Below are 25,603 nucleotides of genomic sequence, written 5' to 3' on the forward strand. Positions count from 1 at the left end.
GGGGGCTGTTCACTGCCGTACAGGCAGTCAGGATAACTATAAAAACGCTGCCCGCATTGAGCCTTGATTTCGGGCTAAACCTTAATAGTGATAACGGCAGGCAGCAATTAAAATAGCATCGTCAGCAACGGTATAAACCAGCCGGTGCTCTTCAGTAATACGCCGGGACCAGAAACCGGAAAGGTTATGTTTTAGCGGCTCCGGTTTTCCTTTCCCTTCGAAGGGCGTTCTGCTTATATCTTTAATTAATTGGTTGATCTTCTTAATCAGTCTTTTATCTGTATCTTGCCAGTACAGATAATCCTCCCATGCTTCCTCAGACCAGGTGAGTTTCACTCAATGATGTCCTTTTCCTTCCCATTTCCTGCTTTGAGGTTTTCAATGGAGCTCATGAGCCTTTTGGCATTGGCCGGAGAACGCAGCAGATATGCCGTTTCTTCCAGAGAATTATATTCTTCAAGAGACATGAGGACGCAGGACTCACCATTCTGACGTGTGATCAATATGGGGGCGTGATCCTCAACTGTTTTCATCATTGTCGCCGATAAATTTTGGCGGGCTTCACTGTAGCTGATAGTGCGCATTGTCATCTCCTTTAATGTACCGGTCATTGTACAATGATGCTGCATCTTTAACCAGCATCAGGCGGCACTTTCACTTGGCGGGACGGTGAATTGCCGAACCGGGTCTAAGCCGGCAGGAAGAAATAAAGGGATAGATAGAATTACTTGACAGCTCCTCTGGCTGAGCCACCATTCTTCAGAGGCATGAGAGCATATCCCAATGCATCAAGAACGGTAAGATTTAAGGTGAGTTAGCAGGCCGCCAATCCTGACAACTGATTTTGCAGGTGCGGGAAGATCATATTTCATACTCCTGTGACCGGCCAAATATCACTTTTAATAATGTGAAAGCTTCTCTCAAAAAATATTTATTTGATGCAAAGATTATAAAAAACCGAGCCCCTTATTCAGACCCTTTATTTTGCTATGCTTATAATTATTTGTTTTTAATAAGTTTTTTAAAAGATAAATAAAAAAGGGTTTTTACACGAAATCTAAGCTTTAGTGCTTCCAATCAGCGAGTTACCTCGGTATTGTTCCTGTTCACTGCCGTACAGGCAGCTTAGAAAGTTTCGGCGTAGCGACTTTCTGCTGGTGGGTAGTTCACTGCCGTACAGGCAGCTTAGAAAAAGAGACTGCTGTGCAGTAAGAATTGCTTGTTGTTCACTGCCGTACAGACAGCTTAGAAAACAATATTAAAGGCACTGGATCAGATTAATGTGTTCACTGCCGTACAGGCAGCTTAGAAAAAAGCACGCTGGAAACCAATGAACCAAAGACAGTTCACTGCCGTACAGGCAGCTTAGAAAATGCTCGGCGTTGCGAGAACTATCAACTACCAGTTCACTGCCGTACAGGCAGCTTAGAAACAGCAGAACGGCCTGCTTAGCTTCAGCCAGCTGTTCACTGCCGTACAGGCAGCTTAGAAAGTTATCATTCAGAATGAACTTCGTGGTGTTGAGTTAACTGCCGTACAGGCAGCTTAGAAAGCTCCGGCGACAGGCCTTGCGGTTTAACCAGGGTTCACTGCCGGACAGGCAGTCTAAAGATGCTCATTTACTTTGAAGAATTTATGCCAGCTTAAAGCAAAACCGAGCTTGGTAGCTTTTCTCGCAGAAGAATAATGCCCAAAAGTTGACAAGGAAATTTATCGTTAACTGATTGTCAATCAATCATATTGTAAAATATTTTTAAGATATTTGCGCTTATGCCTAAAGTTGCAGCCCGCTCTCTGACACGGCATTATATGTCCTGATTAAAAGGAGATTGCATGAAAGAGTTGGGCTCATTTTTGAATGGTTTCGGGATTGTCATTAACCAGACGACTTCGCTGATTATCATTTTAAGCGTTATTTTTATATTTTCACTTGTCGTACATTTTATTCTGCACGGTATTGTGCTGCGCACGTTTGAAAAACGGGCGAAGTCCAGTCAGCATCTGTGGCTGCAAATTATCACCGAGAATAAGCTTTTTCAAAGGCTTGCTTTAACGCTGCAAGGGATTATCGTCAATATTCAGGCGGTATTGTGGCTTCAAAAAGGCACCGACGTCAGCACAATTCTGATTATTGGCGCGCAGCTTTGGATCATGCTCTATTCGCTATTATCTTTATTTTCACTGCTCGACGTTGTCTATAACCTTTCGCAGAAGCTTACCTTCGCCTCTAATATCCCTTTGAAAGGCATTTTCCAGGGTATCAAATTAATCAGCGCGATTGTGATTGGTATTATGATGATCTCCCGCATCATCGGCCAGTCACCGACTATTCTCATCAGCGGCCTTGGCGCGATGGCTGCGGTACTTATGCTGGTATTTAAAGATCCGATTCTTGGCCTTGTCGCCGGCATCCAGCTTTCTGCTAACCGTATGTTAAAGCTCGGCGACTGGCTTGAGATGCCGAAGTTTGGCGCCGACGGCGCGGTAACGGACATTGGCCTGACTACGGTGAAAGTGCGTAACTGGGATAACACCATTACCACCATACCTACCTATGCGCTGGTTTCTGACGCGTTCAAAAACTGGAGCGGAATGTCGCAGTCTGGCGGCCGCCGCATCAAGCGCAGCATCAATATTGATACCACCAGCATTCATTTTCTGTCGCCGGAAGAGCAGCAGCGCCTGATTAACGCCAAGCTGCTGCAGCCATATATGGATTCCCGCAGCAAGGAAATTGAAGAATATAATCGCATGCATAACAGCGATAGCGTGTCGGTGCTTAATGGTCGTTGCATGACTAATGTTGGTACGTTCAGGGTTTATTTAACAGAGTATTTGCAAAATCATCCGCGCATTCGCAAGGATATGACGCTGATGGTGCGTCAGCTCGCGCCGGGTGCGGAAGGGCTTCCACTTGAGGTTTACGCTTTTACTAATACCGTTGTATGGCTGGAATACGAGGCAATCCAGGCGGATATCTTTGAACATATTTTGCCGTTATCGGTGAGTTTGGCCTGCGGCTCCATCAGTCTCCGACAGGAAACGATATTCGTTCGATAGGGTTGCAGTTCAGCCGCTGAGTTTTTGATGTGAAATAAAAGCTCGCCTGCGTGATAATTCATTCAGGCGAGCTTTTAATAAATTGCTTTTTATTAGCGGAATGCTTATTTTTGGTTTTTGCTCCTGGTATAATTAACCAGCCATTATAAGGGTGTTTAAAAACCGGACGCTATTTAGTATAAATTTATAGGTCTTTATTTATCGTCAGGTAAATAAAAAGTTTCGCTGTTATACCGGTAGCTCAGAAAGCTTTATAGCTAACGTGTTCAACGTCCATGCCCGGCCTGTCGGTGAAACCCTAATTTTGAGTATGCAATTAACTGTTTGATTTTATTGACTTCATTTTAAGCGCCAGAAAAAGGGTGTTTGCGGGAAAAACGAATATTTTACGTCTTGCATCAATCGCTTATAGGTGTAAAGCTTCTGTGCACTGCCGTACAGGCAGCTTAGAAGTACGACGAACTGCTGGCCGAAACCAGAGAAGCGTGCACTGCCGTACAGGCAGCTTAGAAGTAGCACATGGCTACACCGGAGATATGAGAAATGTGCACTGCCGTACAGGCAGCTTAGAAGTGGACGAGTTCAAAGAAGAGGTTAGCCGTCCGGTGCACTGCCGTACAGGCAGCTTAGAAGGAATGACCGCAGCCGGCACAGGAAAAGTGGGGGTGCACTGCCGTACAGGCAGCTTAGAAGATTCCCCCGGGGATAGATGAAAAGTAGCTTTTGTGCACTGCCGTACAGGCAGCTTAGAAGTGCAACGTCTACGTTCAGAGCCGCAATGATGCGTGCACTGCCGTACAGGCAGCTTAGAAGGATAAAGTAAAAGGCATTTTCAGCCGCAAGCAGTGCACTGCCGTACAGGCAGCTTAGAAGATCGTCCGCAGCCGGTGGTTCGGGCTGCCAGGGTGCACTGCCGTACAGGCAGCTTAGAAGGCGCAGACTGGCTGCAAAATCTTCACCGCACAGTGCACTGCCGTACAGGCAGCTTAGAAGGATATCACTTCGTCGTGAGTGAGATATAACCCGTGCACTGCCGTACAGGTAGCTTAGAAGAGGAAACCCGCCGAACGGCAGTTCATTGTTTTCGTGCACTGCCGTACAGGCAGCTTAGAAGTCCCGTTTCTCGATAGCTTCGTCGCTGAAAAAGTCTATTGCCGCACAGGCAGCCAAAAATAAAACCTCACCAGGTTTTCCCAACCAGCCCTCTCTACGTAATAAAAATAATAACCATTTGTTAAGCTTCAAAATTATGCGTTTTTTTGTGAGATAGCTCACATGCAGGGGTTAAGCTAATGACTTAGCCAGTGGAGGCCGGGGATAGTATGAAAAAACCGGACGTTACGCCCCTTAAGGATATTCCCGTTATGCTTATGCCTTCAGATTTAAAAACCATTCTGCATTCAAAGCGCGCCAATATTTATTATCTGCAATATTGCCGCGTGCTGGTTAACGGCGGGCGGGTGGAATATGTTACCGACGAAGGCAAAGAATCCCTTTACTGGAATATCCCTGTCGCAAATATCACCGTAGTGATGTTGGGAACCGGTACTTCGGTGACGCAGGCTGCGATGCGTGAATTTGCCCGGGCCGGGGTAGTAGTTGGGTTTTGCGGTGGCGGCGGCACGCCGCTTTATTCCGGCAACGAAATGGATATTGAGGTTTCATGGATCACGCCGCAAAGTGAATATCGTCCTACTGAATATCTGCAGAGCTGGGTGTCATTCTGGTTCGATGAAGAAAAACGCCTGGCTGCCGCCAAAGCTTTCCAACAAATTCGTATCGAACAAATTGAGCGCCACTGGCTGAACGCCAGAATGCAGCGCGAAAATCGTTTTCAGCTTTCATCCTCCCTGCTTATGGACAAACTTACGCGCTTTCGTACAGGAATCGACGCGGCGGATTCGCAAAATGCGCTTATGTTGCAGGAAGCGCAACTGACTAAAACCCTCTATAAGTTTGCCAGCCAGGCCGTGCAGTACGGCGAATTCACGCGTGCTAAGCGGGGCGGCGGAGCGGATACCGCCAACCGATTTTTGGATCACGGCAACTATCTGGCTTATGGGCTTGCAGCCGTCGCCACGTGGGTGACCGGCATTCCCCAGGGGCTGGCCGTTCTCCACGGTAAAACCCGCCGGGGCGGACTGGTATTCGATCTTGCCGATCTTATTAAAGATGCGCTGGTGTTGCCCCAGGCTTTTATTGCCGCGATGGAAGGCGAAGAAGAACAGGCGTTTCGCCAGCGCTGTATTGCCGGTTTTCAGCAATCGGAAGCGCTGGATTTATTAATAACCTCGTTACATACCACCGCCTCGCGATACGGGCAGCAGCTCGCATGAATATTTTGCTTATCTCTCAGTGCAGCAAAAACGCCCGCGTAGAAACCTGCCGTATTCTCGACCAGTTTGCCGAACGTAAAGGTGATGCAAGCTGGCAAACGGCGATTACTTTTGAAGGACTTGAAACCCTCCGACGGCTGCTGCGTAAAACCGCAAGGCGTAACACGGCGGTGGCCTGTCACTGGATCAAAAAAGGCGGGCAAACAGATTTACTGTGGATTGTAGGGAATCAACGACGATTTAGCGTGACGGGCGCTGTGCCAACCAACAGAACCACGCGCGATATTCTGCGCAGCCAACGTGAGACAGCCTGGCGAAGTACGGAAAGCGTTGCGCTGCTGGCAGGTATCGCAGGGCTGTTTCACGATTTTGGTAAAGCAGGGGCGCTGTTTCAGGACAATCTGCTGGGCGAAAAATGCACGCATCGCTACCAGCCGTTTCGCCATGAGTGGCTCTCCGTGCGTTTGTTTCAGGCGTTTATCGGCGAGCAGTCCGACAAAGAATGGCTGGAAAAACTCGGCGCGCTGACGGGCGATGAAGAAGCTGCCTGGCTGGAGCGTCTGCACCGGGATAATAAAGAGTGGAGCAATAGCCCGTTTATCGACATGCCGCCGCTGGCGCAGGTCGTGGCGTGGTTGATTCTTTCGCATCATCGCCTGCCGCAGTTCCTGGCAAAGAATGAGCCGTCGCTTTCCGGTAGCGAGACCTGGCTCACCGCCCAGCTCAACGTGTACTGGAATGCGTTAAACCACCTTAGCGACTGGCGAGACAGCGATTTTCAGCGGGTCTGGACCTTCCCCAATGGAACGCCGCTGCAAAGCGGCAGCTGGCGTAAAAAGGCGCAGCAGCTGGCGAAGTGCGCAGTGCATGCCGTGTCGTTGCAGGATTTTGGCGCGCTAAACCAAACGTTTACCGTACATCTTGCCCGCCTGGCTTTGATGCTTGCCGATCACCATTATTCTGCTCACGACCCCGTTATGGGCTGGCAGGATAAAAGCTATTGCGCCTGGGCGAATACCGATCGTAAAACCGGCAAGCTGAAACAAAAGCTGGATGAGCATTCGGTCGGCGTCAGTCATCACGCTTTTTTACTTGGACGTACTTTCCCCGGGCTTCGCGGCCAGTTGCCCGCTATCACTCGTCATAAAGGCTTTCGTGAACGGGCGAGGGATGAGCGATTTCGCTGGCAGAACCGGGCCTGGGACGTAGCCGAAGGTCTGCGTGAAGGCTCCCGGAAACAGGGCTTCTTCGGCATAAATATGGCCTCTACCGGCTGCGGAAAAACGCTGGCCAACGCGCGCATTATGTATGCTCTGTCGCAAGAGGAAGAAGGTTGCCGTTTTACCGTGGCGCTGGGGCTGCGCACGCTCACGTTGCAAACCGGCGATGCGCTCCGTTCGCGGCTAGGGCTGGGTGAGGACGATCTCGCCGTGCTGATTGGTTCCCGTGCCGTGCGGGAGCTGCATCAAAGGGAGAATGAGCCGGACACGAGCAGCGTTTCTGCAGAGGAACTGTTCGAGTCGCACCAGTATGTACACTATGACGGCGTCACCAATACCGGGCCGCTGCGCCAGTGGCTGGAGAAGGACACAAAGCTGCGGCAGCTGGTGGATGCGCCGGTGCTGGTGGCCACAATCGACCATCTGATGCCCGCCACCGAAGGCGTGCGCGGCGGCAAACAGATAGCGCCGATGCTGCGCCTGCTGACCAGCGATCTGGTCCTTGATGAGCCGGATGATTTCGATATTAACGATCAGCATGCGCTCTGCCGCCTGGTTAACTGGACGGGGATGCTCGGCGGCCGGGTGTTGCTCTCTTCCGCCACGCTACCTCCGGCGCTGGTCCAGGCGCTATTTATGGCGTACTGCACCGGGCGAAAGGCTTATCAACAGGCCTGCGGCGAACCGGGCCAGCCGCTGAACGTCTGCTGCGCCTGGTTTGATGAAGATGATTCCCGTCCGGGGGCGTTCAGTAACCCCACCGATTTTTATAAAGCGCACTGCGAGTTTGCGACGCGGCGCGCAAAACGGCTGCCGGAAAAACCCGTGCTGCGTAAGGCGGATATCATCAATGTTTCACCTGTCTCTTCCCGCACTGACGCCGTTATAGCCGCAGTGGCGCAGGCTTTTTACCGCGAGATGTTCGCCCTGCACGATAAGCATAACGAGAGCCGCGGCGGTAAAACCCTGTCGCTGGGGCTGGTGCGCATGGCGAATATCAATCCGCTGGTCGCCACGGCGAAAGCGTTGATGGAAATGCCATCGCCCGAAGATTACTGCGTTCACTATTGTATTTATCACAGCCAGCATCCGCTGGTGATGCGTTCCCATATGGAAAAGCGTCTTGATAAAGCCTTCTCCCGTCATGATCCGAATACAATCTGGCAGCAGCCGGAGATTCGCCGGGCGATTGAGCAAAGTTCCGCCCGGCATCACCTGTTTGTCGTGCTGGCAACCTCCGTTGTGGAGGTAGGCAGGGACTGGGACGCCGACTGGGGAATAATCGAGCCCAGTTCGATGCGTTCGCTGATTCAGTTCGCCGGGCGTATACAACGTCATCGGCAAAACATCCCTGAAAGCGTCAATCTGGCGATTCTGAACAGAAATATTCGTGGTTATTGCCATAAAGCTCCCGCCATGTGCAAACCAGGATTTGAAACGGTGGATTTTCCGCTGTCCAGCCATGACCTTACTGAGATCCTGCAACCGGAGCACTACCGCAGTATCAATGCCGCACCGCGGATTCTGGATATCCCGCCGGGAAAAATTGAACGCTACGACAGCCTTGTCGCTCTGGAGCACGGGCGTTCATGGCAGGAACTGCTGGGCAAAAATAAGCAGGACAGAGCGGTAGCGTCGGACTGGTGGAGCAAATCAATGAGCTGGAACGGGGAGCTTCAGCGCCGCAAGCCGTTTCGCCTCTCGCAGCAGGAAAGACAATATTTCCTGCGTATGGAAGAGGAGTACGACGAACCAAAATTTATATTCCGTGACGAAGGTAGCGTCGCGGGCTGGAAAAAGGCAGGCGAGTTTACCCGACAGGAAATGGTGATGGCGGAAGGCGTGTCGGCCTGGATGGCAGATGAATATCAAGAGGTGATGCAGCAGGTTGCAGAAGCCAGAGATATGGAACTAAAGGACGTCAGCGAACGTTATGGGGAAATTAACCTGCGTTTTAAAGACGGGGATACGGAGGCCTGGCTATGGCATCCGTTGCTGGGTGTATTCAAAGATTTTTAATTTGTCGCAACGTCAGGAGAAACTATGTCAAACAAAGGATTGACTACATTTATCGAGGAATATATTGCCGGGCGACGGCAAACCAAACTCGACGTGTTTGATAAAGCGAAAGCAAAAAGGCTGGTGGCTGGAGAGGACGAAAGCGTTCTTCTGGAGGAACGCCGCGAACTGGAGCTGCGCTATGAAACCTGCGCCTGGCTAACGGATGCGGCAAACCGCGCCGGGCAAATCAGCCTTGTTACCCATGCGGCCAAATACACGCACGGCGACTCGAAAAGCAGCAGTATTTTTAGCGCGGTTACGGCAAACGACGGTTATCTTTCCACGGCAACGCTGGATAAACCAGCAGCAGACGCCGTGGGAAACGCAGCCGCCCTGGACGTAGCCAAACTTTTGCAAACCGAAACCGACGGCGATTCACTGCTCGCCTGTCTGCAACGTGGCGATAGCAGCGCGCTGGCAGAACTGGCGGAAAACGATGCACAACTGGCGCAGTGGATAGAAGGTTTTTCCCGCGCGCTAACCACTAAACAACCCACATCTCATAAGCTCGCGAAGCAGGTCTATATGCCCGTAGAAGGCGGCTATCACTTGCTTAGCCCGCTGTTTTCCTCATCTTTAGCGCAGGCGCTGCTCGATCGCATGGTGGCGCTGCGTTTTAGCGAAGAAAGCAAAGCTATCTGGGCCGCACGTAAAAATGGCGAGTGGCACCCGCAGCCGCTGGTGATGTTTCCGAATCTTGCGGTGATGAACTTTGGCGGTACAAAACCGCAGAATATCTCGGCGCTAAACAGCAGCCGCGGCGGGCGCGTATGGCTGTTGCCGTCGGCGGCGCCGCTCTGGGAAACCCAACAGCAACCGCCTGTGAAGATGAAAACGATTTTTGGGCAGGGACCGTTTGAACGTACTACTCGCCAGATTCGCCGCCGCCTGATTCATCTGCTTATCAGTACCGGCAGCGTTAAAAATCACCGCATTCGCCGTCAGCGCGATCGTTATATCGACGAGCTTATCGACCTGCTGTTTAACCTGGCGGCGGATATTCAGCGGGAGGAGTGGGGCGGCTGGACTCGTGATGAAAACTGCCGGCTTAAGGCGCATCAACAGCTGTGGCTCGATCCGTGGCGTGCGAAAAAAGATGAGGTATTCCGGGCGGAACGCGATAAAGACGACTGGCAGGACGCCGTGGCGGATGATTTTGCGCTGTGGCTGAACAGCCACCTGAATCGTGCTGAAATGGCTGTCGGGCAGGTGGAACGGCGCGAGTGGCGGACCCGGCCGCTTTTCCAGCGTCGGCTGCGTGAAATGGAACAGGCCCTGAGGAGCTATCGCCATGAGTAACGTCATTATTTTGCCGTGGTTAACGGTAGAAAACGCTAACGCCGTTGCCGGGCTGACCTGGGGCTTTCCGGCTATAACTCATTTCCTGGGCTATACCCATGCGCTGTCCCGTAAGCTTCAGGCTTCGCATGGTCTGCGCCTTGAGGGCTGCGCGGTGATATGCCATCACCATCAGGTTCACGCTCACTCATCCGGACGTGATTATCAGTTCGCTCTCACCCGCAACCCGTTAACCCGCGAAGGGAAGACCGCGTCCTTTAACGAAGAGGGCCGTATGCACCTCACCGTTTCGCTGCTGCTGGAATGTGAAGGTGAGATAGCCAACGGCGAAATTGGTCTGCGTGAGCTGACAACGCACATGCAAACGCTCTGTCAGACGCAAAAGCTGGCGGGCGGAACCATTACCGGGCTGCGCAATGTGCAGGTCTGTAGCGCCTCCCGTATTAAGCCCTTGCTGTATGGCCTGATGCCGGGGTTCGTGCTGCTGGATCGTTCATCCCTGCTTGACGAGCATTACCAGCAGCTTCGCAAACTTAAGCCGGAAGCTGAAATGATCGATGCCTGGCTCGACTTTGCGGCGTTAAAAATGGCGGCCGAAGGCGGCGAACAGCCGGACGATACCGTGAGCTGGAATTATCAGGCTAAACCTTTTCCCGGCTATCTGGTGCCGTTGATGACGGGCTGGCAGCGCATTTCTCCGCTTTATGTCGCAGGCAGCGTCACGAACGCCCGCGATGAGGAAACGCCGTTCTGCTTTGCCGAAGCCGTTTACGGCGTCGGCGAGTGGCGCGGCGCGCATCGCATTAAAGATTTGACTGAATTGTTCTGGCGTTACCACAACACTGAATCTGGCTACTACTGCCGCGGGCAGGCCCTGCCTGAAGATGAGCCGGAAGAAGACGAAGATCCACGTAACTTTGATGATTTTTAAGGGACGATAAAATGGCTAAAAATTCCGTTATCAAAACCGCATCGGTACTGGCCTTTGAACGCAAGCTGGCAAACTCGGACGCGGTGATGTTTTCCGGAAGCTGGCAGGGCGAGAGCTGGCAGCCGGTGCGTATTCAGGAAAAAGCGGTGCGCGGTACCATTTCCAACCGCCTCAAAAACGCGCTGGTCAGCGACCCGGCAAAACTGGATGCCGAAATCCAGAAGGCCAACCTGCAGCGTGTGGATGTGGCGGCGCTTCCGGCGGATGCCGATACGTTAAAAATGACCTTTACGCTGCGTGTGCTGGGTAATCTGGCAACGCCGTCCGTCTGCAATGATAAAACCTATCAGGATGCGCTCCAGCAAACTATTGAAGGCTATATCAGCGAACACGGCTTTGGCGAGCTGGCGTTACGCTATGCCACCAATCTGGCAAACGGGCGTTTTTTATGGCGTAACCGCGTGGGGGCAGAACATATTCAGGTGACCGTCAAGGGAAGCAAAACCTGGACATTCAATGCGCATGATTTCTCGCTGCGTAACTTTGACCAGCGCGATAACGACATTTTGCAGCTTGCCGCTGAAATTGAAAATGGCCTGAAGGGCGACACCTTTGTGCTGCTGAATGTGGAAGCGTTAGTCCGTTTAGGCGAAGGGCAGGAGGTCTTCCCGTCGCAGGAGCTGGTGCTGGACAGCAACAGCAGCAAAAGCAAGGTGCTTTATCAGGTTAACACCGTCGCGGCGCTGCATTCCCAGAAAGTGGGCAATGCGCTGCGTACCATAGATACCTGGCATCCGCAGGTTGAATCACTCGGAGCAATTGCGGTAGAACCCTATGGCTCGGTAACCAGCCGGGGCATCGCCTGTCGTCAGCCAAAAGAGAAAATGGATTTCTACACGCTGCTGGATAACTGGGTGACCAAAGGCGATAAACCTGCGGTTGAGCAACAGCATTACGTTATGGCGGTATTGATCCGCGGCGGCGTATTTGGCGAGAAATCTGAATAAGGAGCAACGGATGGACAGCTATCAGGAGATCCGGGTGCTGCCGGATCCGGAGTTTCAGGAGTCTATGCTGATGGCGGCGCTGTTTGCCAAACTTCACAGGGCATTGGGTGGCAGGGGAAAAGGAGATATCGGCGTCAGTTTCCCTGAACATGACCGATCGCCTGGCGGCGTGCTCCGTTTGCATGGTAAGCAAGCTGCGCTTAATGAACTTGAGGCGACCGGCTGGCGCGCAGGCTTAAACGACTACTGTGCTGCTTCGCCCGTGCTGCCCGTTCCAGCGATTAAAGGCTGGCGCAGGGTGACCCGCGTTCAGGTAAAAAGCAGTCCTGAACGCCTGCTGCGCCGCTCGGTACGCAAAGGGTGGATAACGGAAGCAGAAGCACAGCACCGGCTGAGCACCATGCAGGTTCAAAGCAGCAAGCTGCCGTTTATTCAGATGAAAAGCCTCTCCAGCAGCCAGGCGTTTCGTCTGTTTATTCAACATGGGGAGCTGCAGCAACAGCAAAGCAGCGGTGGGTTCAGTAATTACGGCTTTAGCGCTGGAGCCAGCATCCCCTGGTTTTGACCTGATAACCGGGTGAAAGTCTCGCCCGGTTAATCACGCGTGGAGTAGCTCAATTTGCGGGTGGGGGATGAATGCTGGCCTGGCGTGAGGCGAACGCCTGCCGCACGCGTTAATTCCGTCAGGGTAGTCAGCGTCGGGTTGCCGTTCTCAGATAGCGCCTTATAAATATGCTGTCTTGCGATGCCCGACTTTTTAGATATTTCCCCCACGTCGCCGCGTGCTTCGATCACGCGACGTAATGCGATGAGGAAAGCGGCAATACCGCCATCTTCATAGATCTCATCAAGCGCTGTTTGCAGGTAAATTTCGGCATACGCCGGATCGGCGCGCAGCTCTTCGATCATTGCAGTATTACGATCTACCGCTGATTCAAATTCGGTTTCAGTTTTATGATTTCAACCTCATATGATAATCCCGCAGGTATTTAACGGCTTTATCCAAATCTGTATTCTGTGCTGTTTTATCCCCACCTGTAAGCAGAAGCATTATTTCACCCTCTTCTATTTGCATAATAGATGCGATAGCCCGGGCCATAATCGATGCGCAACTCCCAAACACCGTCTCTCTCAAACTTATGATCTCCAGAATTACCGGCTTCGGTTCTTGCTACCCGGATGTCAATTTTGGCGGCAGCCCGTATCTCTTTCTTCCGTAACTTTTTATCCAGTCCGTGTAAGGTATTTTGCCTTTCGCGTCCTGATATCTCTTAGCTGTATCAGGCATGGTACATCCCATTCTTTTGGGGGGTGCACGTTGTCATATATAAGCGACAGCGTGTGCAAGCAATACCTCGCTCTGACAGGCTCTTCTTTTTGTAAAAAATGCGTATGACGGTGGATATGCTGAGGTTTAGCCAGACAGATGCCAGATGTGAGTGAAACGGCAAATCATCCCGCGCGACGAGTTTAAATTCGTTGTATTCACAAAACCCTAATTTGAGGGATAAATATAACCCGTTGATTTTATTAGCCTGTATTCGGTGGGCAGAAAAAAGGGTATTCCCATAAAGAATGAACATTTTATGTATTGCATCAAACGGTTATGCGTGTAAAGCTCCTGTGCACTGCCGTACAGGCAGCTTAGAAATGATAACCGAACCATAAAACGCTGGGTTGAAAGTGCACTGCCGTACAGGCAGCTTAGAAAAGCGCCGACTCGTTAACCCGCTGGCGCAGAATGTGCACTGCCGTACAGGCAGCTTAGAAATGTGCGTCGTGAAGCAATGCTTCGAGAGCGAAGTGCACTGCCGTACAGGCAGCTTAGAAATAAAAGTAAGTTGCGCGATTCCTGAAATTGACGTGCACTGCCGTACAGGCAGCTTAGAAATGCTTGTTGCTGCGCTCCCATGCTGTTTCTTCGTGCACTGCCATACAGGCAGCTTAGAAATGATGCACCCGCACCATGCGCTGCACCCGCCCGTGCACTGCCGTACAGGCAGCTTAGAAGATAAAGGCGCTGATAATTTTTTCGCCGTTGGCGTTCACTGCCGTACAGGCAGCTTAGGAAGCCTAAAATGGCCGGATAGATTGACAATATTATTCACTGCCGCGCAGACGGCCTATAACAAAAAAGATGGCGCGCCATATCGACCCTACCAGCAACGTTGTCCTTTGCTGTATCAGACGAAAATGGCGCGCCATCATCTTTTATTTTCCGCAGAGCTACAGCCCCTTGCTGCTCTCTTTCTTCGCTTCTGACGCTTCAACTTCACGATACCAGCGCGGATGGTGTTTCTGCGCCCAGCGGCGGCTCACTTTGCCGACGATCATGCCTTTAATCGAGCCTTTCACCCAGAACGCCATATACATATGGATCAGGATGGCGTGGATCAAAATAATCGCCGTTGTCGCGTGGATAAGCAGGCTATAGCGCACGACCCTGATGGGGAAGAAGTCGGCGAAATAAGGCCGCCAGATGATAACACCGGTCACCAGCAGCACGAAAATCATGCTCATGATGGTCCAGAACATCATTTTCTGCCCGGCGTTATATTTACCGACCTTCGCCACCTTATGTTCGTTGCCCTTAAGCACCTCAACGATGCCTTTTACCCACGGTATGTCGTGTTTATCAGGGATGTTGTGATGCACAAAGCGCGTGAACATAAACATCAGCGCCACGAAAATCAGCACGCCGAAGAACGGGTGCAGAATCCGGCCCATCTGCGGCGTACCGAAGGTTTCCGTCAGCCACTGCAGCGTCGGGAAGAACAGCGCGATGCCGGAGAGCGATACCAGGAAGAAACAGATAACCACCGTCCAGTGACAGGCGCGGTCGATAAATTTCGTCCTGACAATCATTTTGCTCTTCTTAGTCATGGTGCTCCTCCTCGTCTTCATCCACCTCTTCGTTCGGCCCGACGCCCACGTAGTGGAAAATCAGCCCGGCGAAGGTGGCGATAAAGCCTGCCGCCGACAGCGGCTTGAGCAAGCCTTTCCACAGGTTGACTGGCGTATCGATTTGCGGATCTTTTGGCAGACCATGATAAAGCTCCGGCTGGTCAGCATGGTGCAGAACGTACATCACATGCGTGCCGCCAACGCCCTGCGGGTTGTAGACGCCCGCGTGCTCATAACCACGTTTTTTCAGCTTGCCGACGCGTTCATCGGCTACCTCCAGCATCTCCTTTTTGGTACCAAAGTGGATGGCGCCGGTCGGGCAGGTTTTCACGCAGGCAGGCTCCTGGCCCACGCTTACGCGATCCACGCAGAGCGTGCATTTGTAGACGCGGTTGTCGTCTTTATTCAGGCGCGGAATATTGAACGGGCAGCCGGCGATGCAGTACCCGCAGCCAATGCAGTGTTCCGACTGAAAATCAACGATGCCGTTGGCGTACTGAATGATGGCCCCGGCGGACGGACAGGCCTTCAGGCAGCCCGGATCCGCACAGTGCATGCAGCCATCCTTGCGGATAAGCCACTCCAGCTTGCCGTTCTGCTGGGTTTCTGAAAAACGCATCAGCGTCCAGGATTTGGCGCTCAGATCGGCGGGGTTATCGTAAACCCCGACGCAGTGCCCCACCTCATCGCGGATGTCGTTCCATTCCGAGCAGGCGACCTGGCAGGCTTTACAGCCGATACAGCTGGAAACATCAATCAGCTTCGCCACCTCTTCCCTGTAGTCGCGGGCCTGCGGCGGCGGCGTAAAGCCGTTAGTAGCCGAACGCTTGATAATATCCTGAGATTGCATGGACATGAGTTCGCTCCTTACGCCTTCTCAATGTTGACCAGAAACGCCTTATACTCCGGCGTTTGCGAGTTGGCGTCGCCGACGGACGGGGTGAGGGTATTGGCGAGATAACCCTTACGCGCCGTGCCTTCAAAGCCCCAGTGCAGCGGTATGCCGATGGTTTCCACTTCCTGCCCGCCCGCATTCAGCGTGCGCACACGCGACGTTACCACCGCGACGGCGCGGATAAAGCCGCGTTTGCTGCTGACTTTTACATGGTCGCCGCTGGCAATTCCTTTCGTTTTCGCCAGCTTTTCGCTGATTTCCACGAACTGCTCCGGCTGCACGATGGCGTTAAGCCGCGAGTGCTTGGTCCAGGTGTGGAAGTGCTCGGTCAGGCGATACGTGGTGCCCACATAAGGGAACTGCTCGCGCTTGCCCATGCGTTTCGCATCGGCTTCATACAGACGCGCCGCCGGGTTAGAGACCACGTTCGGGTGCAGCGGGTTGGTGCCCAACGGCGTTTCAAACGGCTCGTAGTGTTCCGGGAACGGCCCTTCGGCCAGTTTATTCAGCGCAAACAGACGGCCCAGGCCTTCCTGCTGCATGATGAACGGCCCAACGCCGCTGCCGGGCGCGGCGGTGCTGAAGTCAGGAATGTCGTTGCCGACCCACTTCGCGCCGTTCCATTCGATAAGCATGCGTTTCGCATCCCAGGGTTTACCCTGCGGGTCAGCGGAGGCGCGGTTATAGAGCACGCGGCGGTTCATCGGCCATGCCCATGCCCAGCCCAGCGTGTTGCCCAGTCCGGACGGATCGCTGTTATCGCGGTTCGCCATCTGGTTGCCTTTCGCAGTCCAGCTACCGGTATAAATCCAGCAGGCGGATGCGGTGGTGCCGTCGTCGCGAAGCAGCGCGAAGGAGTCCAGCAGCTGGCCCTTTTTCGCCAGCAGATTTCCGGCCGGATCGAAGAGATCCTCTAGCGCGTAACCGTTGTTCTCTTTGGCAACTTCTTCAGATTCCGGGTGATCCGGCCGATCGTAGTGCCAGCCCATTTTCAGCAGCGGCTCAGCGCCTTTCCCGCCTTCCGTGCGATACATCTCGCGCATGCGGTGGTACAGGCCGGCCAGAATTTCGCCGTCGTTACGCGCTTCGCCCGGCGCATCGGCACCTTTCCAGTGCCACTGCAGCCAGCGTCCGGAGTTGGCAATCGAACCGTCTTCTTCGGCAAAACAGGTGGACGGCAGGCGGAATACTTCGGTCTGAATACTCGCCGGATCGACGTCGTTCATCTCGCCGTGGTTCTGCCAGAAGTTGGAGGTTTCGGTCACTAATGGATCGATAATCACCAGATACTTCAGCTTGCTCAGGCTCGCGACGACCTTGTTTTTATCCGGGAAGGAGGCGACCGGGTTAAAGCCCTGGCAGATATAGCCGGTGACTTTGTTGCGGTCCATCATGTCGAAGTATTTCAGCACGTCGTAGGTCTGATCCCACTTCGGCAGCCAGTCGAAGCCCCAGTTGTTTTCGCGGGTCGCGTCGTCGCCGTAGAACGCTTTCATCAGGCTGACGAAGAACTTCGGATAGTTGCCCCAGTAGTTCACCTGGCCTGGCAGCGTCGCTTTTGGCGTGTTGGCGGCCAGATAGGTTTGCAGATCGGTGTGCTTCTCAGACGGCAGGGTCAGATAACCCGGCAGGCTGGTAGAGAGCAGACCCAGATCGGTCAGGCCCTGGATATTGGAGTGTCCGCGCAGGGCGTTTACGCCGCCGCCCGCCATGCCCATATTGCCGAGCAGCAGCTGGATCATCGCCATCGTACGGATGTTCTGCGCGCCCACGGTGTGCTGCGTCCAGCCCAGCGCGTAGAGGAAGGTGGTCGTTCTGTCGGCCGCGCTTGTGGAGGCCAGCACTTCGCACACTTTCAGGAAGTCCGCCTGCGGGGTGCCGCAGATGTGCTCCACCACGTCCGGCGTATAGCGGGAAACGTGCTCTTTGAGCAGGTTCCACACGCAGCGCGGATGGTTCAGCGTTTCGTCGCGTTTCGCATAGCCGTTTTCATCGAACTGATAGTTCCAGCTCGTTTTGTCGTACTGACGTTTTTCTTCGTCGTAGCCGCTGAACAGGCCGTCATCAAAGCTAAAGTCGTCGCGCACCAGCAGGGCGGCGTTGGTATAGCTTTTAACGTATTCAGCGTTGATTTTGTTGTGGTTAATCAGGTACAGAATTACGCCCGACAGGAAAGTAATGTCGGTGCCGGAGCGGATCGGCGCGTAGATATCCGCCACCGAAGCGGTGCGGGTAAAGCGCGGATCGACCACAATCAGCGTGGCGTCGTTGTTGTTTTTGGCTTCTATCGCCCAGCGGAAACCCACCGGATGCGCTTCAGCGGCGTTGCCGCCCATCACCATCACCACGTTGGCGTTTTTGATATCAACCCAGTGGTTGGTCATCGCACCGCGACCAAATGTTGGAGCAAGACTTGCTACCGTTGGTCCGTGTCAGACGCGTGCCTGGTTATCAACTGCCAGCATGCCCAGCGAGCGGGCAAATTTCTGCGTGAGTATTCCGGTCTCGTTGCTGGCCGCCGAGGCGCACAGCATGCCGGTGGAAAGCCAGCGGTTCACCGTAACGTTTTGTTCGTTTTTCTCAACGAAGTTCGCATCGCGGTCATCTTTCATCAGGCGGGCGATGCGCTCAAAGGCGTCCTGCCAGCTGATGCGCTGCCATTTATCTGAACCCGGCGCGCGATATTCCGGGTAGCGCAGGCGGTTATCGCTGTGGATGTAATCCAGCAGGCCCGCGCCTTTCGGGCAGAGCGCGCCACGGCTGACCGGATGATCCGGGTCGCCTTCAATATGAAAAATGCTGGCTTTGGCGTTTTTTGCGCCGTCGCCCAGGCTGTACATCAATAATCCACATCCTACGGAACAGTAAGTACAGGTATTGCGGGTTTCTTTTGCGCGCAGCAGCTTGTAGTTGCGCACTTCCGCAAGCGCGGCGGCTGGAGCAAAGCCCAGCATCGCCGCGGTGGTTCCTGCCATTCCGCCGGCACAGATTTTAAAAAATTTTCTGCGGCTGACGTCCATCGTAACCTCATTGTCATGACAATAAACGACGGCGAAAATAGCAACTGGGGCAGGAGGTATATTGAGTGAAATCAATCCGCTATGGATTGGGTAGAGAAACACCTCTTAATGAGTAGAGAAAGTGGGCGTTTAATAACCATTTTCGGTGTGTGGGTTTGGCGGCGCGGGTTACGGGCACTTTTTTGCAAAACGATTTATGCTGCACAAAAAATAATATCGCTACGTGGGTGGCGCAAAACGATAAAAAGGAAGAAGGGGTGAAAAGCAGAACGTTTCTTTGTTTAGTGATTTTTTCCACGGTGATGATTTTTGGCCTCTGGGGCTGGGCGTGGTACGTGGGCGCAGAGCCGGAGAAAATAAAGGCGATAACCAACCAGCCGCTGGCCGATATGTTCAGCAGCGTGAATGCCCTTTTCGCGGGCCTGGCGCTGTGCGGGGTGATCCTGACGGTATTCCTGCAAATCCATGAATTACAGGAGACCAAAAGCGAGCTGGCTAAAACGGCGGAGGCAAACCGGGCGTCAGCGGAGCATGCGAAAGAGAGTGCCGTGGTGAGTTTATTTCAGACTTACTGCAGCGAATATTTCCAGGGCGTGAAGAATGCCTCGATGAATGTGTTGATCCCGGCGATGGCGAGCCGTGACTATTTCGAATTCATCGTTTCACGTTTTTATGTCGCGGAGCAAAAAGATCTGCCTGACGAGGCCTGGCAACGTATTGCTCTGGTGACCCGCTATAAAAACCTGGCTGACTTCAGGGCAGGCGAACAAAACGATCGTTATAAGCTTGATGAGCTAATCAATTTTTTTTCTATCCTGGCTCACCAGAACAATGCTACGGACGTTATCGGACGCTGTGATTTTTCCTGGGCCTGGTGGCGGCCGATGTTCTGGATGATCGCCATCGCCCAGCAAAAGCGTTACGCGGAAAACGATGCGGTGCGCAAATATGCGACCAGGCCGCATTTTATTGATGCAGTGCGTAAAATTGATGCGGCCTATCAGCTTATCCCGATAAACTCGGCAACGGATCTCGTCGAACTGATTGCCGATCATCCGAAGCTGAATGCCGCCTATAAGCTCGACCCGGCTCATAAGGATGCGGCGCTTTGGTCTGTCGATGAAAAATAAGTTTTTATTCCCGGCTTTATGATGCCGGGAATAATGGAGGGTTCTATTTCTCAGCCCAAAGCTCGCAGTGTTCCCGCACCAGTTCCGTCAGCAATCCTCCTCCGGCGATGAAGTCACGGATTTGCGCGGTGTCGCTGACGTTTTTGCGAATGGAGTCGTGTATCGCTTCCAGCGCGCTTTCGCCGTGAAGCTGCGCTGCGTAAGGCGCAAGCGTGTCGAGCAGAGGCAAAAGATCTTCGGCAATAGTACGTTGCTCCCCGGTTCGTACATCCGTCAGCGTGCCTGCCAGCCCGTATCGACATGCCTGGAAGCGGTTGAAACGGTAGAGCAAATAATCTTCGGAACGCGGAACGAACGGGCGTTCGCTCAGCAGCCAGTGCGCAAGGGCCTGGATAAAACCGGCGATATTTATCGCCCGGGTGATGGAAAGCGGGGTGTCCATTACCCGCACTTCGACGGTGCCAAATTTGGGGCTGGGACGAATGTCCCAGTGCAGATCTTTTACCGACTGGATAATGCCGCTGGTTTCAAGGCGCTGGTACATCCAGGTGAATTCCTGCCAGTCGCTGACGAAGGGAGCGTGGCCGTTATCCGGAAAAGCGGAAAAAATATTCAGTCGCGAAGAGGCCCAGCCGGTATCGGAGCCCTGGATATAAGGTGAAGAAGCGGCAAGGGCAATAAAATGCGGCACAAAACGCGACAGGCCGTGCAGTAAATAGATGGCGTCCTCTTCGTTTTGACAGCCCACGTGAACATGTTGCCCAAATACGGTGGCCTGTTTCATCAGGTAGCCGAACTGCTCAAGGGTGCGGTTATAGCGTTCGTTCTGGCATATTTCCTGCCGCTGCCATTTTTGCCATGGATGCGTACCGCCGCCGCAGATCGCCAGATGGTGTTTGCCGGCCGCCTGCAACACCCGATGGCGTAAATCCGTAAGCTGCGTCCTTGCCTCTTCCACGTCTTTGCACACGTCCGTGGCAATCTCAAGCATGCTTTCGGTAATGTCGTGCTTTACCTCGCCTGCGCTGATACGGCCTTTAAGATCCTTAATCAGCAGCGAGGAATCCTGGCTCAAATCATAGGTGGGCGGATTAACAATCTGCATTTCCAGTTCAATGCCGAGCGTGTAAGGATCGGAGTGCTCAAAATCGGTCAGAGGCATAGCGCTATCCCATTGTGTCAGTTGATTTCCTGAGATAAGTATAGACAGCAGCAGAAAGTTTCAGCGCAGCGCAGGCCGCCAGCGTTCACCTGAAAAACAACGCTTATCCGCGCTCAACCGAAAACCACCTGCGCCAGACAAAGCGAATGACAAAATACTCAATCACGCCTAACAGCAGGAACCATACGCAGAAGACGATCGTGTAAAGCTGGTTAAGGTCAAGCAGATGAAAAGTATCCAGCAGCTTTTGCGCAAGCGTCAGGGTGAGCAGAGGGGCGGGGAGCAGCAGGCAGGATAAGAAAGCCAGCAGCAGGATGCCGCCCGCGCTCAGCAGGGATTCGAGGGGATGTTTCATGTCGTGGTGATCCGGTGTTATGAAGCCAGCGTTAAAGAGGGGCATTGTCCGGGAAACGGCGCTGGGGTGCAAACCAGTTAAGGTTTTGTCCGTGCAGGTTTGATATCGCTAAACGAAGAAAAACTGATTTATTTTTAGCGCAATAGCTTTACTGCTAATTCATGGCTGAACCCGGGTAATTCTGAAAGGTTTTTATTGTCCATTGTAATTACCTCTATATCTCTACATGAATTTTGGAGTTTCCGCATTAATCTTATAAATATTATAGGTATTTTCACTTTTAATATTTCTGTCTTGTAATGCAGTTCCATTTTAATTTGTTCTCCGGCAGCATGTCTGGAACCAATGGCAGAAATGTAACCAATTTTCATAAGTTCAATATCATCAGATTAAAGAGATTGCTCAGTTCTGGATGCGATGCCGTATCCGCGTCCGTACAGAGCGTCGCACCATATCCTCTCAAAGGGTTCAGACGATTATATTAAACGGACTGTAAGCTCACCCAAACTGGCCCCTTTTAGAGGGCCTTTTTCGAGTTGGGGATTAGATGGTTTCGGCAAATCGAGGCTGTTTCAATATATTTTTCGCCAGCGTAGCTTCCGCAGCCTGCTGTTTACGAATTGCCTTCGTTTCATGATAGTGCTGGGCACTTGCAGTTTCGATAAAGTCCACATCATTACCCGCCACATCAAATACGGCTGCTTTAATATCTTCCAGACTCACGTTAAAGAACTCTTTACGCTTGTTCACAAGGTTGGTGCGCTTCTCGCTGAAACGCTGGTGAAGCGAAGTCTCCATGGCTGGAGCATCATCACTGTGGATCATGGCGTGGACATCGAACAGGAACGGTACAGAGGCACTACCCAACTCGTCTATGCGGTCCTGTGGATCAAGTCGCCGAGTCATACCAATTTTAAAGACGTTCTCTCCAAATGAACCGATATTAGAGATAACGTAAACGTGACCGCGCTTGGTCTGCTGCGCCATGCTCAGGGCTTTCTGCCCTTTCAGCTCGGCTTCGGTCAGGGCGTCTTGCAATGCGTCGATCTTCTTCTGATATTTTGTCGCCTGTTCAGCAGTCATTTTCGCCAGTTTCTCGGCCATTTCTTTGCGTGCTTTAGCCAGGGCTTTCTGGGCACGGCGTTCTTCTTCTTCGGCTTCACGGATGGCACGGTCAATCTCAGCCTGAGCTTTACGTTCTTCAGCCATTTGGGCACGGATTTCGCGTTGTTCTTCTTTTTCTTCCTGCTTCCTGGCGCGGTATTCAAACGTGAGTTGTAGCTCTTCAATTTTCAGATCGCGGTAAGCGTGGTTGATGTGAATTTGGTTCACTTCGTTCAGCTTGTTCAACACATCAAAAGCTTTGTAGATACGTGATTCCATGGTTGCCACGTTCTTAAAGCTGGTGTTGGCAATGGCTGCATCACATTCGCCGTTAAACGCACGGGCGGTCATGTTGATGCCGCGTGTGGTCATTTTCTTACCTTCGGTCTTCGAGCCGCTTACGGTCCATTCAGTAGTGCAGTAGATGGCACCCAGCGCGGACTTTACACGCAGCATATCTTTCTGGCGCTGACGATTAGCACGTATAGCGTCCTGGAAGGCCTCAGAGGTATCAAAGTCGAAGTGCGGGGCATAGAACCCCATTTCGGCAAAATCCATGTCGTCTTTGTAGATGGACAGTGCGTCTTCCAGCTCGTCAAAGATTATCTTCTTATCGCGATATGAAGCACGTAGCTCATCAATTTGTTTTTCAATTTCAGCACATTTCGCGCGTTGCGTTTCCACGGAGGCCAGTGCTTCAGTACCAAGGTGCCTGGCGGCGGCCCGCGCATCAGAAAGAATGACATCGGCACGTGCGGTGATAGTTTTCGCATCGGCTTCGCTGGCAGCGATAGTGCTGGCCGCTTCGGTTTTCGCTTTATCCTGGAGGCGCTGCGAAACGAGTTCTAGCTCCCGAGCGGCGCCTTCAGCAACGTTTATGATGCGCTCGGCTTCGGCTTCGGCATTCGTGATAGTCGCATAACGCTCGAGGCGTGCAGCTTTGTCTGCGGCATCTGCTTTAGCGGCTTTTAATTTTTTGTTATTTACCGCCAATACGGCCAAAATGGCGATGAAAGCGATAACCCCTGCGACTGAGTAATACATGACGTTCATTGAAATTAATCCTGTAAGGTTATACCTATTGTGAATGAGATAAACGCATTTCACCCGTTTGTTTTTTTGTAATCGAAATAGGGAGATATAAAGGCGAGCATGGAGCCCTGCAGGCGGTCGGTATCATGGTGCCAATAAGCAGAAGCATTCATTTTTCTGAGGCTGAAATATCCAGGCTATGAAATATATTCCTCCAGGCGTCATTAGTGCTAAACATTTAATGGGGCTGTTACTGAACATATCAGTAAAATTCTGCGACGTTGATGGGATAAGGCATGGCTGAACCTTTATAGTTACGCACCAGCCTTGCTCTTAGCCATTCAGCGCAGACTTTTACCATCATATATACCAACAGGTATTACTTGCTGCTGGTGAATGTAAGCAGACTCAGAAAGAGTTTCGACGCGCTAAAATCAGCCAGCTTGCTGAATTTAAGGCATAAAAAAAGACGTCAGTTGACGTCTGCGTACTTCGAAATGGTACGCCCTACAGGGCTCGAACCTGTGACCTACGGCTTAGAAGGCCGTTGCTCTATCCAACTGAGCTAAGGGCGCACTTCAGAAGTGCCGTTCCGGATTATGCGTATCATTCGGAACGCTCGGATTATACGGTCAGTGCCTTTCTAGTCAATGGCTTTTCAACCACCTGCGCGACAATTGAGCATAAAGACCGAACTTTGCCTGACAGCGAGCCTGGCTTCTGACAAAATACCGGCAACCCCCTCCCTTTTTGATTACAGACGGAATTATCTGACTGATGGCAGCAAAGATTATTGACGGTAAAACGATTGCGCAGCAGGTACGGCTTGAAGTTGCTGAAAAAGTTCGTGCCCGAATTGCCGCTGGAAAACGCGCCCCGGGTCTTGCCGTGGTGCTGGTTGGCGAGAACCCTGCGTCGCAGATTTATGTCGCTAACAAACGTAAGGCTTGTGAAGAGGTCGGTTTTGTTTCCCGCTCTTACGATTTGCCGGACACCACCAGCGAAGCCGAGCTTTTAGCGCTGATCGACTCTCTGAACGCAGACGGCGAAATTGACGGCATTCTGGTTCAGCTGCCGTTGCCTGCGGGCATCGACAACGTAAAAGTGCTGGAGCGAATCGATCCGGATAAAGACGTGGACGGTTTCCATCCGTACAACGTAGGCCGTCTGTGCCAGCGTGCGCCGCGCCTGCGTCCCTGCACGCCACGCGGTATTGTCACTTTGCTTGAGCGTTACAATATCGATACCTATGGCCTCAACGCGGTAATCATTGGCGCGTCCAATATCGTTGGCCGTCCGATGAGCATGGAGCTGCTGCTGGCCGGCTGCACTACCACCGTCACGCATCGCTTTACCAAAAACCTTCGTCACCACGTTGAGAACGCCGATTTAGTTATCGTTGCCGTCGGCAAACCGGGCTTTATTCCGGGAGAGTGGATCAAGGAAGGGGCGATCGTTGTGGACGTTGGCATCAACCGTCTGGAGAGCGGCAAAGTGGTTGGCGACGTAAATTATGATGAAGCCGCAGCCAAAGCCTCGTATATTACGCCGGTTCCGGGTGGCGTAGGCCCGATGACCGTCGCCACTCTTATCCAGAATACCTTGCAGGCCTGCGAGGAATATCATGATGTCGATGGAGTATAAAATGGCGACCTTCTCATTAGGAAAACACCCCCACGTTGAACTGTGCGATCTGCTGAAGCTGGAAGGCTGGTGCGAAAGCGGCGCGCAGGCGAAAGCGGTGATCGCCGAAGGCCTGGTGAAGGTGGACGGCGAAGTGGAAACCCGCAAACGCTGTAAAATCGTTGCGGGTCAGACGGTGAGCTTTGAAAGCCTGAGCGTTACCGTTCAGGCTTAAGATTTGCCCCGCATCTTAACCCTCTCCATCAGGAGAGGGTTCAATCCGGTAGTATCCCCATTTAAACCCCCACAAAAATGCTGGTTAAAACCTGCGCAGCTTCAAATATTCGATAACAGTATGGCTACAACCCTGTTTTTTAGTTGCCGGAAAAAAAGCGTTTCGTCACTATAAGTAGAACGTTCTACTAGAACGTTCTACTTACCATAAAAACGCGTAAAAAACGCGA

At 52.5% G+C, this 25,603-nt stretch carries 18 protein-coding genes, 1 tRNA gene, 2 pseudogenes and 3 CRISPR repeat arrays; of the genes and pseudogenes, 10 read left to right on the top strand and 11 right to left on the bottom strand.

What is annotated here, in order from left to right; all coding sequences use genetic code 11:
• Positions 1–81: 81 nt before the first annotated feature.
• On the bottom strand, positions 82–336 hold the full coding sequence (locus WLO31_RS05275) for a Txe/YoeB family addiction module toxin (protein ID WP_435929441.1): 255 nt from the start codon (positions 334–336) through the stop codon (positions 82–84).
• Entirely contained in the window at positions 333–584 is a 252-nt protein-coding gene (gene yefM / locus WLO31_RS05280; protein WP_435929442.1) for a YoeB-YefM toxin-antitoxin system antitoxin YefM, read from the bottom strand. The genes WLO31_RS05275 and yefM overlap by 4 nt, the downstream gene beginning before the upstream one ends.
• 520 nt (positions 585–1,104) lie before the next feature.
• A CRISPR array of direct repeats spans positions 1,105–1,552; the repeat unit is 28 nt.
• A gap of 281 nt (positions 1,553–1,833) precedes the next feature.
• On the opposite strand from yefM, the pseudogene WLO31_RS05285 reads away from it, so the two are divergent.
• The 7 genes and pseudogenes from WLO31_RS05285 to cas6f all read left to right on the top strand — a co-directional run bounded on the left by WLO31_RS05285 (position 1,834) and on the right by cas6f (position 12,479).
• Positions 1,834–3,080 (top strand): annotated as a pseudogene (locus tag WLO31_RS05285) (mechanosensitive ion channel family protein).
• Between the two features lie 405 nt (positions 3,081–3,485).
• A CRISPR array of direct repeats spans positions 3,486–4,174; the repeat unit is 28 nt; unit sequence GTGCACTGCCGTACAGGCAGCTTAGAAG.
• 250 nt (positions 4,175–4,424) lie between these two features.
• Positions 4,425–5,396: a type I-F CRISPR-associated endonuclease Cas1f gene (gene cas1f / locus WLO31_RS05290; RefSeq protein WP_435930519.1), complete on the top strand. Its 972-nt coding sequence runs from the start codon at positions 4,425–4,427 to the stop codon at positions 5,394–5,396.
• Positions 5,393–8,635 (top strand): type I-F CRISPR-associated helicase Cas3f, encoded by a 3,243-nt coding sequence (gene cas3f / locus WLO31_RS05295; RefSeq protein ID WP_435929443.1) that lies wholly within the window; start codon positions 5,393–5,395, stop codon positions 8,633–8,635. The genes cas1f and cas3f overlap by 4 nt, the downstream gene beginning before the upstream one ends.
• Before the next feature lie 24 nt (positions 8,636–8,659).
• Positions 8,660–9,976, top strand: a complete 1,317-nt coding sequence (csy1, locus tag WLO31_RS05300; RefSeq protein WP_435929444.1) for a type I-F CRISPR-associated protein Csy1 — start codon at positions 8,660–8,662, stop codon at positions 9,974–9,976.
• Complete coding sequence (gene csy2 / locus WLO31_RS05305) at positions 9,969–10,907, top strand: type I-F CRISPR-associated protein Csy2 (RefSeq protein WP_435929445.1); 939 nt, start codon at positions 9,969–9,971, stop codon at positions 10,905–10,907. Before csy1 ends, csy2 begins: the two co-directional genes overlap by 8 nt.
• Positions 10,908–10,918: 11 nt before the next feature.
• Positions 10,919–11,914: a type I-F CRISPR-associated protein Csy3 gene (csy3, locus tag WLO31_RS05310; protein ID WP_435929446.1), complete on the top strand. Its 996-nt coding sequence runs from the start codon at positions 10,919–10,921 to the stop codon at positions 11,912–11,914.
• A 10-nt stretch (positions 11,915–11,924) separates the two neighbouring features.
• Positions 11,925–12,479 (top strand): type I-F CRISPR-associated endoribonuclease Cas6/Csy4, encoded by a 555-nt coding sequence (gene cas6f / locus WLO31_RS05315; RefSeq protein WP_435929447.1) that lies wholly within the window; start codon positions 11,925–11,927, stop codon positions 12,477–12,479.
• 29 nt (positions 12,480–12,508) lie between these two features.
• Here cas6f and WLO31_RS05320 read toward each other — a convergent pair whose 3' ends face one another.
• From WLO31_RS05320 to fdnG, 5 genes and pseudogenes are all read right to left on the bottom strand, one after another.
• Positions 12,509–12,823, bottom strand: a complete 315-nt coding sequence (locus WLO31_RS05320) for a DNA-binding protein (RefSeq protein WP_435929448.1) — start codon at positions 12,821–12,823, stop codon at positions 12,509–12,511.
• Positions 12,824–12,866: 43 nt separating this feature from the next.
• Positions 12,867–13,202: pseudogene (locus WLO31_RS05325) on the bottom strand (type II toxin-antitoxin system RelE/ParE family toxin).
• A 335-nt stretch (positions 13,203–13,537) separates the two neighbouring features.
• A CRISPR array of direct repeats spans positions 13,538–13,985; the repeat unit is 28 nt; unit sequence GTGCACTGCCGTACAGGCAGCTTAGAAA.
• Positions 13,986–14,140: 155 nt separating this feature from the next.
• Entirely contained in the window at positions 14,141–14,797 is a 657-nt protein-coding gene (gene fdnI, locus WLO31_RS05330) for a formate dehydrogenase-N subunit gamma (RefSeq protein WP_435929449.1), read from the bottom strand.
• Complete coding sequence (fdxH, locus tag WLO31_RS05335) at positions 14,790–15,674, bottom strand: formate dehydrogenase subunit beta (RefSeq protein WP_435929451.1); 885 nt, start codon at positions 15,672–15,674, stop codon at positions 14,790–14,792. Before fdxH ends, fdnI begins: the two co-directional genes overlap by 8 nt.
• An 11-nt stretch (positions 15,675–15,685) precedes the next feature.
• Positions 15,686–18,733: a formate dehydrogenase-N subunit alpha gene (gene fdnG, locus WLO31_RS05340; protein WP_435929452.1), complete on the bottom strand. Its 3,048-nt coding sequence runs from the start codon at positions 18,731–18,733 to the stop codon at positions 15,686–15,688.
• 257 nt (positions 18,734–18,990) lie between these two features.
• On the opposite strand from fdnG, the gene WLO31_RS05345 reads away from it, so the two are divergent.
• Positions 18,991–19,863 (top strand): hypothetical protein, encoded by an 873-nt coding sequence (locus WLO31_RS05345; protein WP_435929453.1) that lies wholly within the window; start codon positions 18,991–18,993, stop codon positions 19,861–19,863.
• Between the two features lie 43 nt (positions 19,864–19,906).
• On the opposite strand, the gene WLO31_RS05350 is transcribed toward WLO31_RS05345, so the two are convergent.
• The 4 genes from WLO31_RS05350 to WLO31_RS05365 all read right to left on the bottom strand — a co-directional run bounded on the left by WLO31_RS05350 (position 19,907) and on the right by WLO31_RS05365 (position 24,091).
• On the bottom strand, positions 19,907–21,025 hold the full coding sequence (locus WLO31_RS05350) for a YbdK family carboxylate-amine ligase (protein WP_435929455.1): 1,119 nt from the start codon (positions 21,023–21,025) through the stop codon (positions 19,907–19,909).
• A 103-nt stretch (positions 21,026–21,128) separates the two neighbouring features.
• A complete protein-coding gene (locus WLO31_RS05355) occupies positions 21,129–21,380 on the bottom strand; it encodes a DUF1158 domain-containing protein (RefSeq protein ID WP_435929456.1) in 252 nt (83 codons plus the stop codon).
• Between the two features lie 543 nt (positions 21,381–21,923).
• The gene (locus tag WLO31_RS05360) at positions 21,924–23,537 is read right to left on the bottom strand and encodes a DUF4041 domain-containing protein (protein WP_435929458.1); all 1,614 of its coding nucleotides are present in this window, start codon (positions 23,535–23,537) and stop codon (positions 21,924–21,926) included.
• A gap of 477 nt (positions 23,538–24,014) precedes the next feature.
• Positions 24,015–24,091: transfer RNA gene (locus WLO31_RS05365), tRNA-Arg, on the bottom strand.
• 202 nt (positions 24,092–24,293) lie between these two features.
• On the opposite strand from WLO31_RS05365, the gene folD reads away from it, so the two are divergent.
• Both folD and ybcJ read left to right on the top strand, forming a co-directional pair.
• The gene (gene folD, locus WLO31_RS05370; protein WP_435929460.1) at positions 24,294–25,160 is read left to right on the top strand and encodes a bifunctional methylenetetrahydrofolate dehydrogenase/methenyltetrahydrofolate cyclohydrolase FolD; all 867 of its coding nucleotides are present in this window, start codon (positions 24,294–24,296) and stop codon (positions 25,158–25,160) included.
• A 1-nt stretch (position 25,161) separates the two neighbouring features.
• Positions 25,162–25,374 (top strand): ribosome-associated protein YbcJ, encoded by a 213-nt coding sequence (ybcJ, locus tag WLO31_RS05375; protein ID WP_435929461.1) that lies wholly within the window; start codon positions 25,162–25,164, stop codon positions 25,372–25,374.
• Positions 25,375–25,603 lie beyond the last annotated feature (229 nt).

Origin of the sequence: Dryocola sharpae (genome assembly GCF_051307055.1) — a bacterium.
Classification (GTDB): Bacteria; Pseudomonadota; Gammaproteobacteria; order Enterobacterales; family Enterobacteriaceae; genus Dryocola.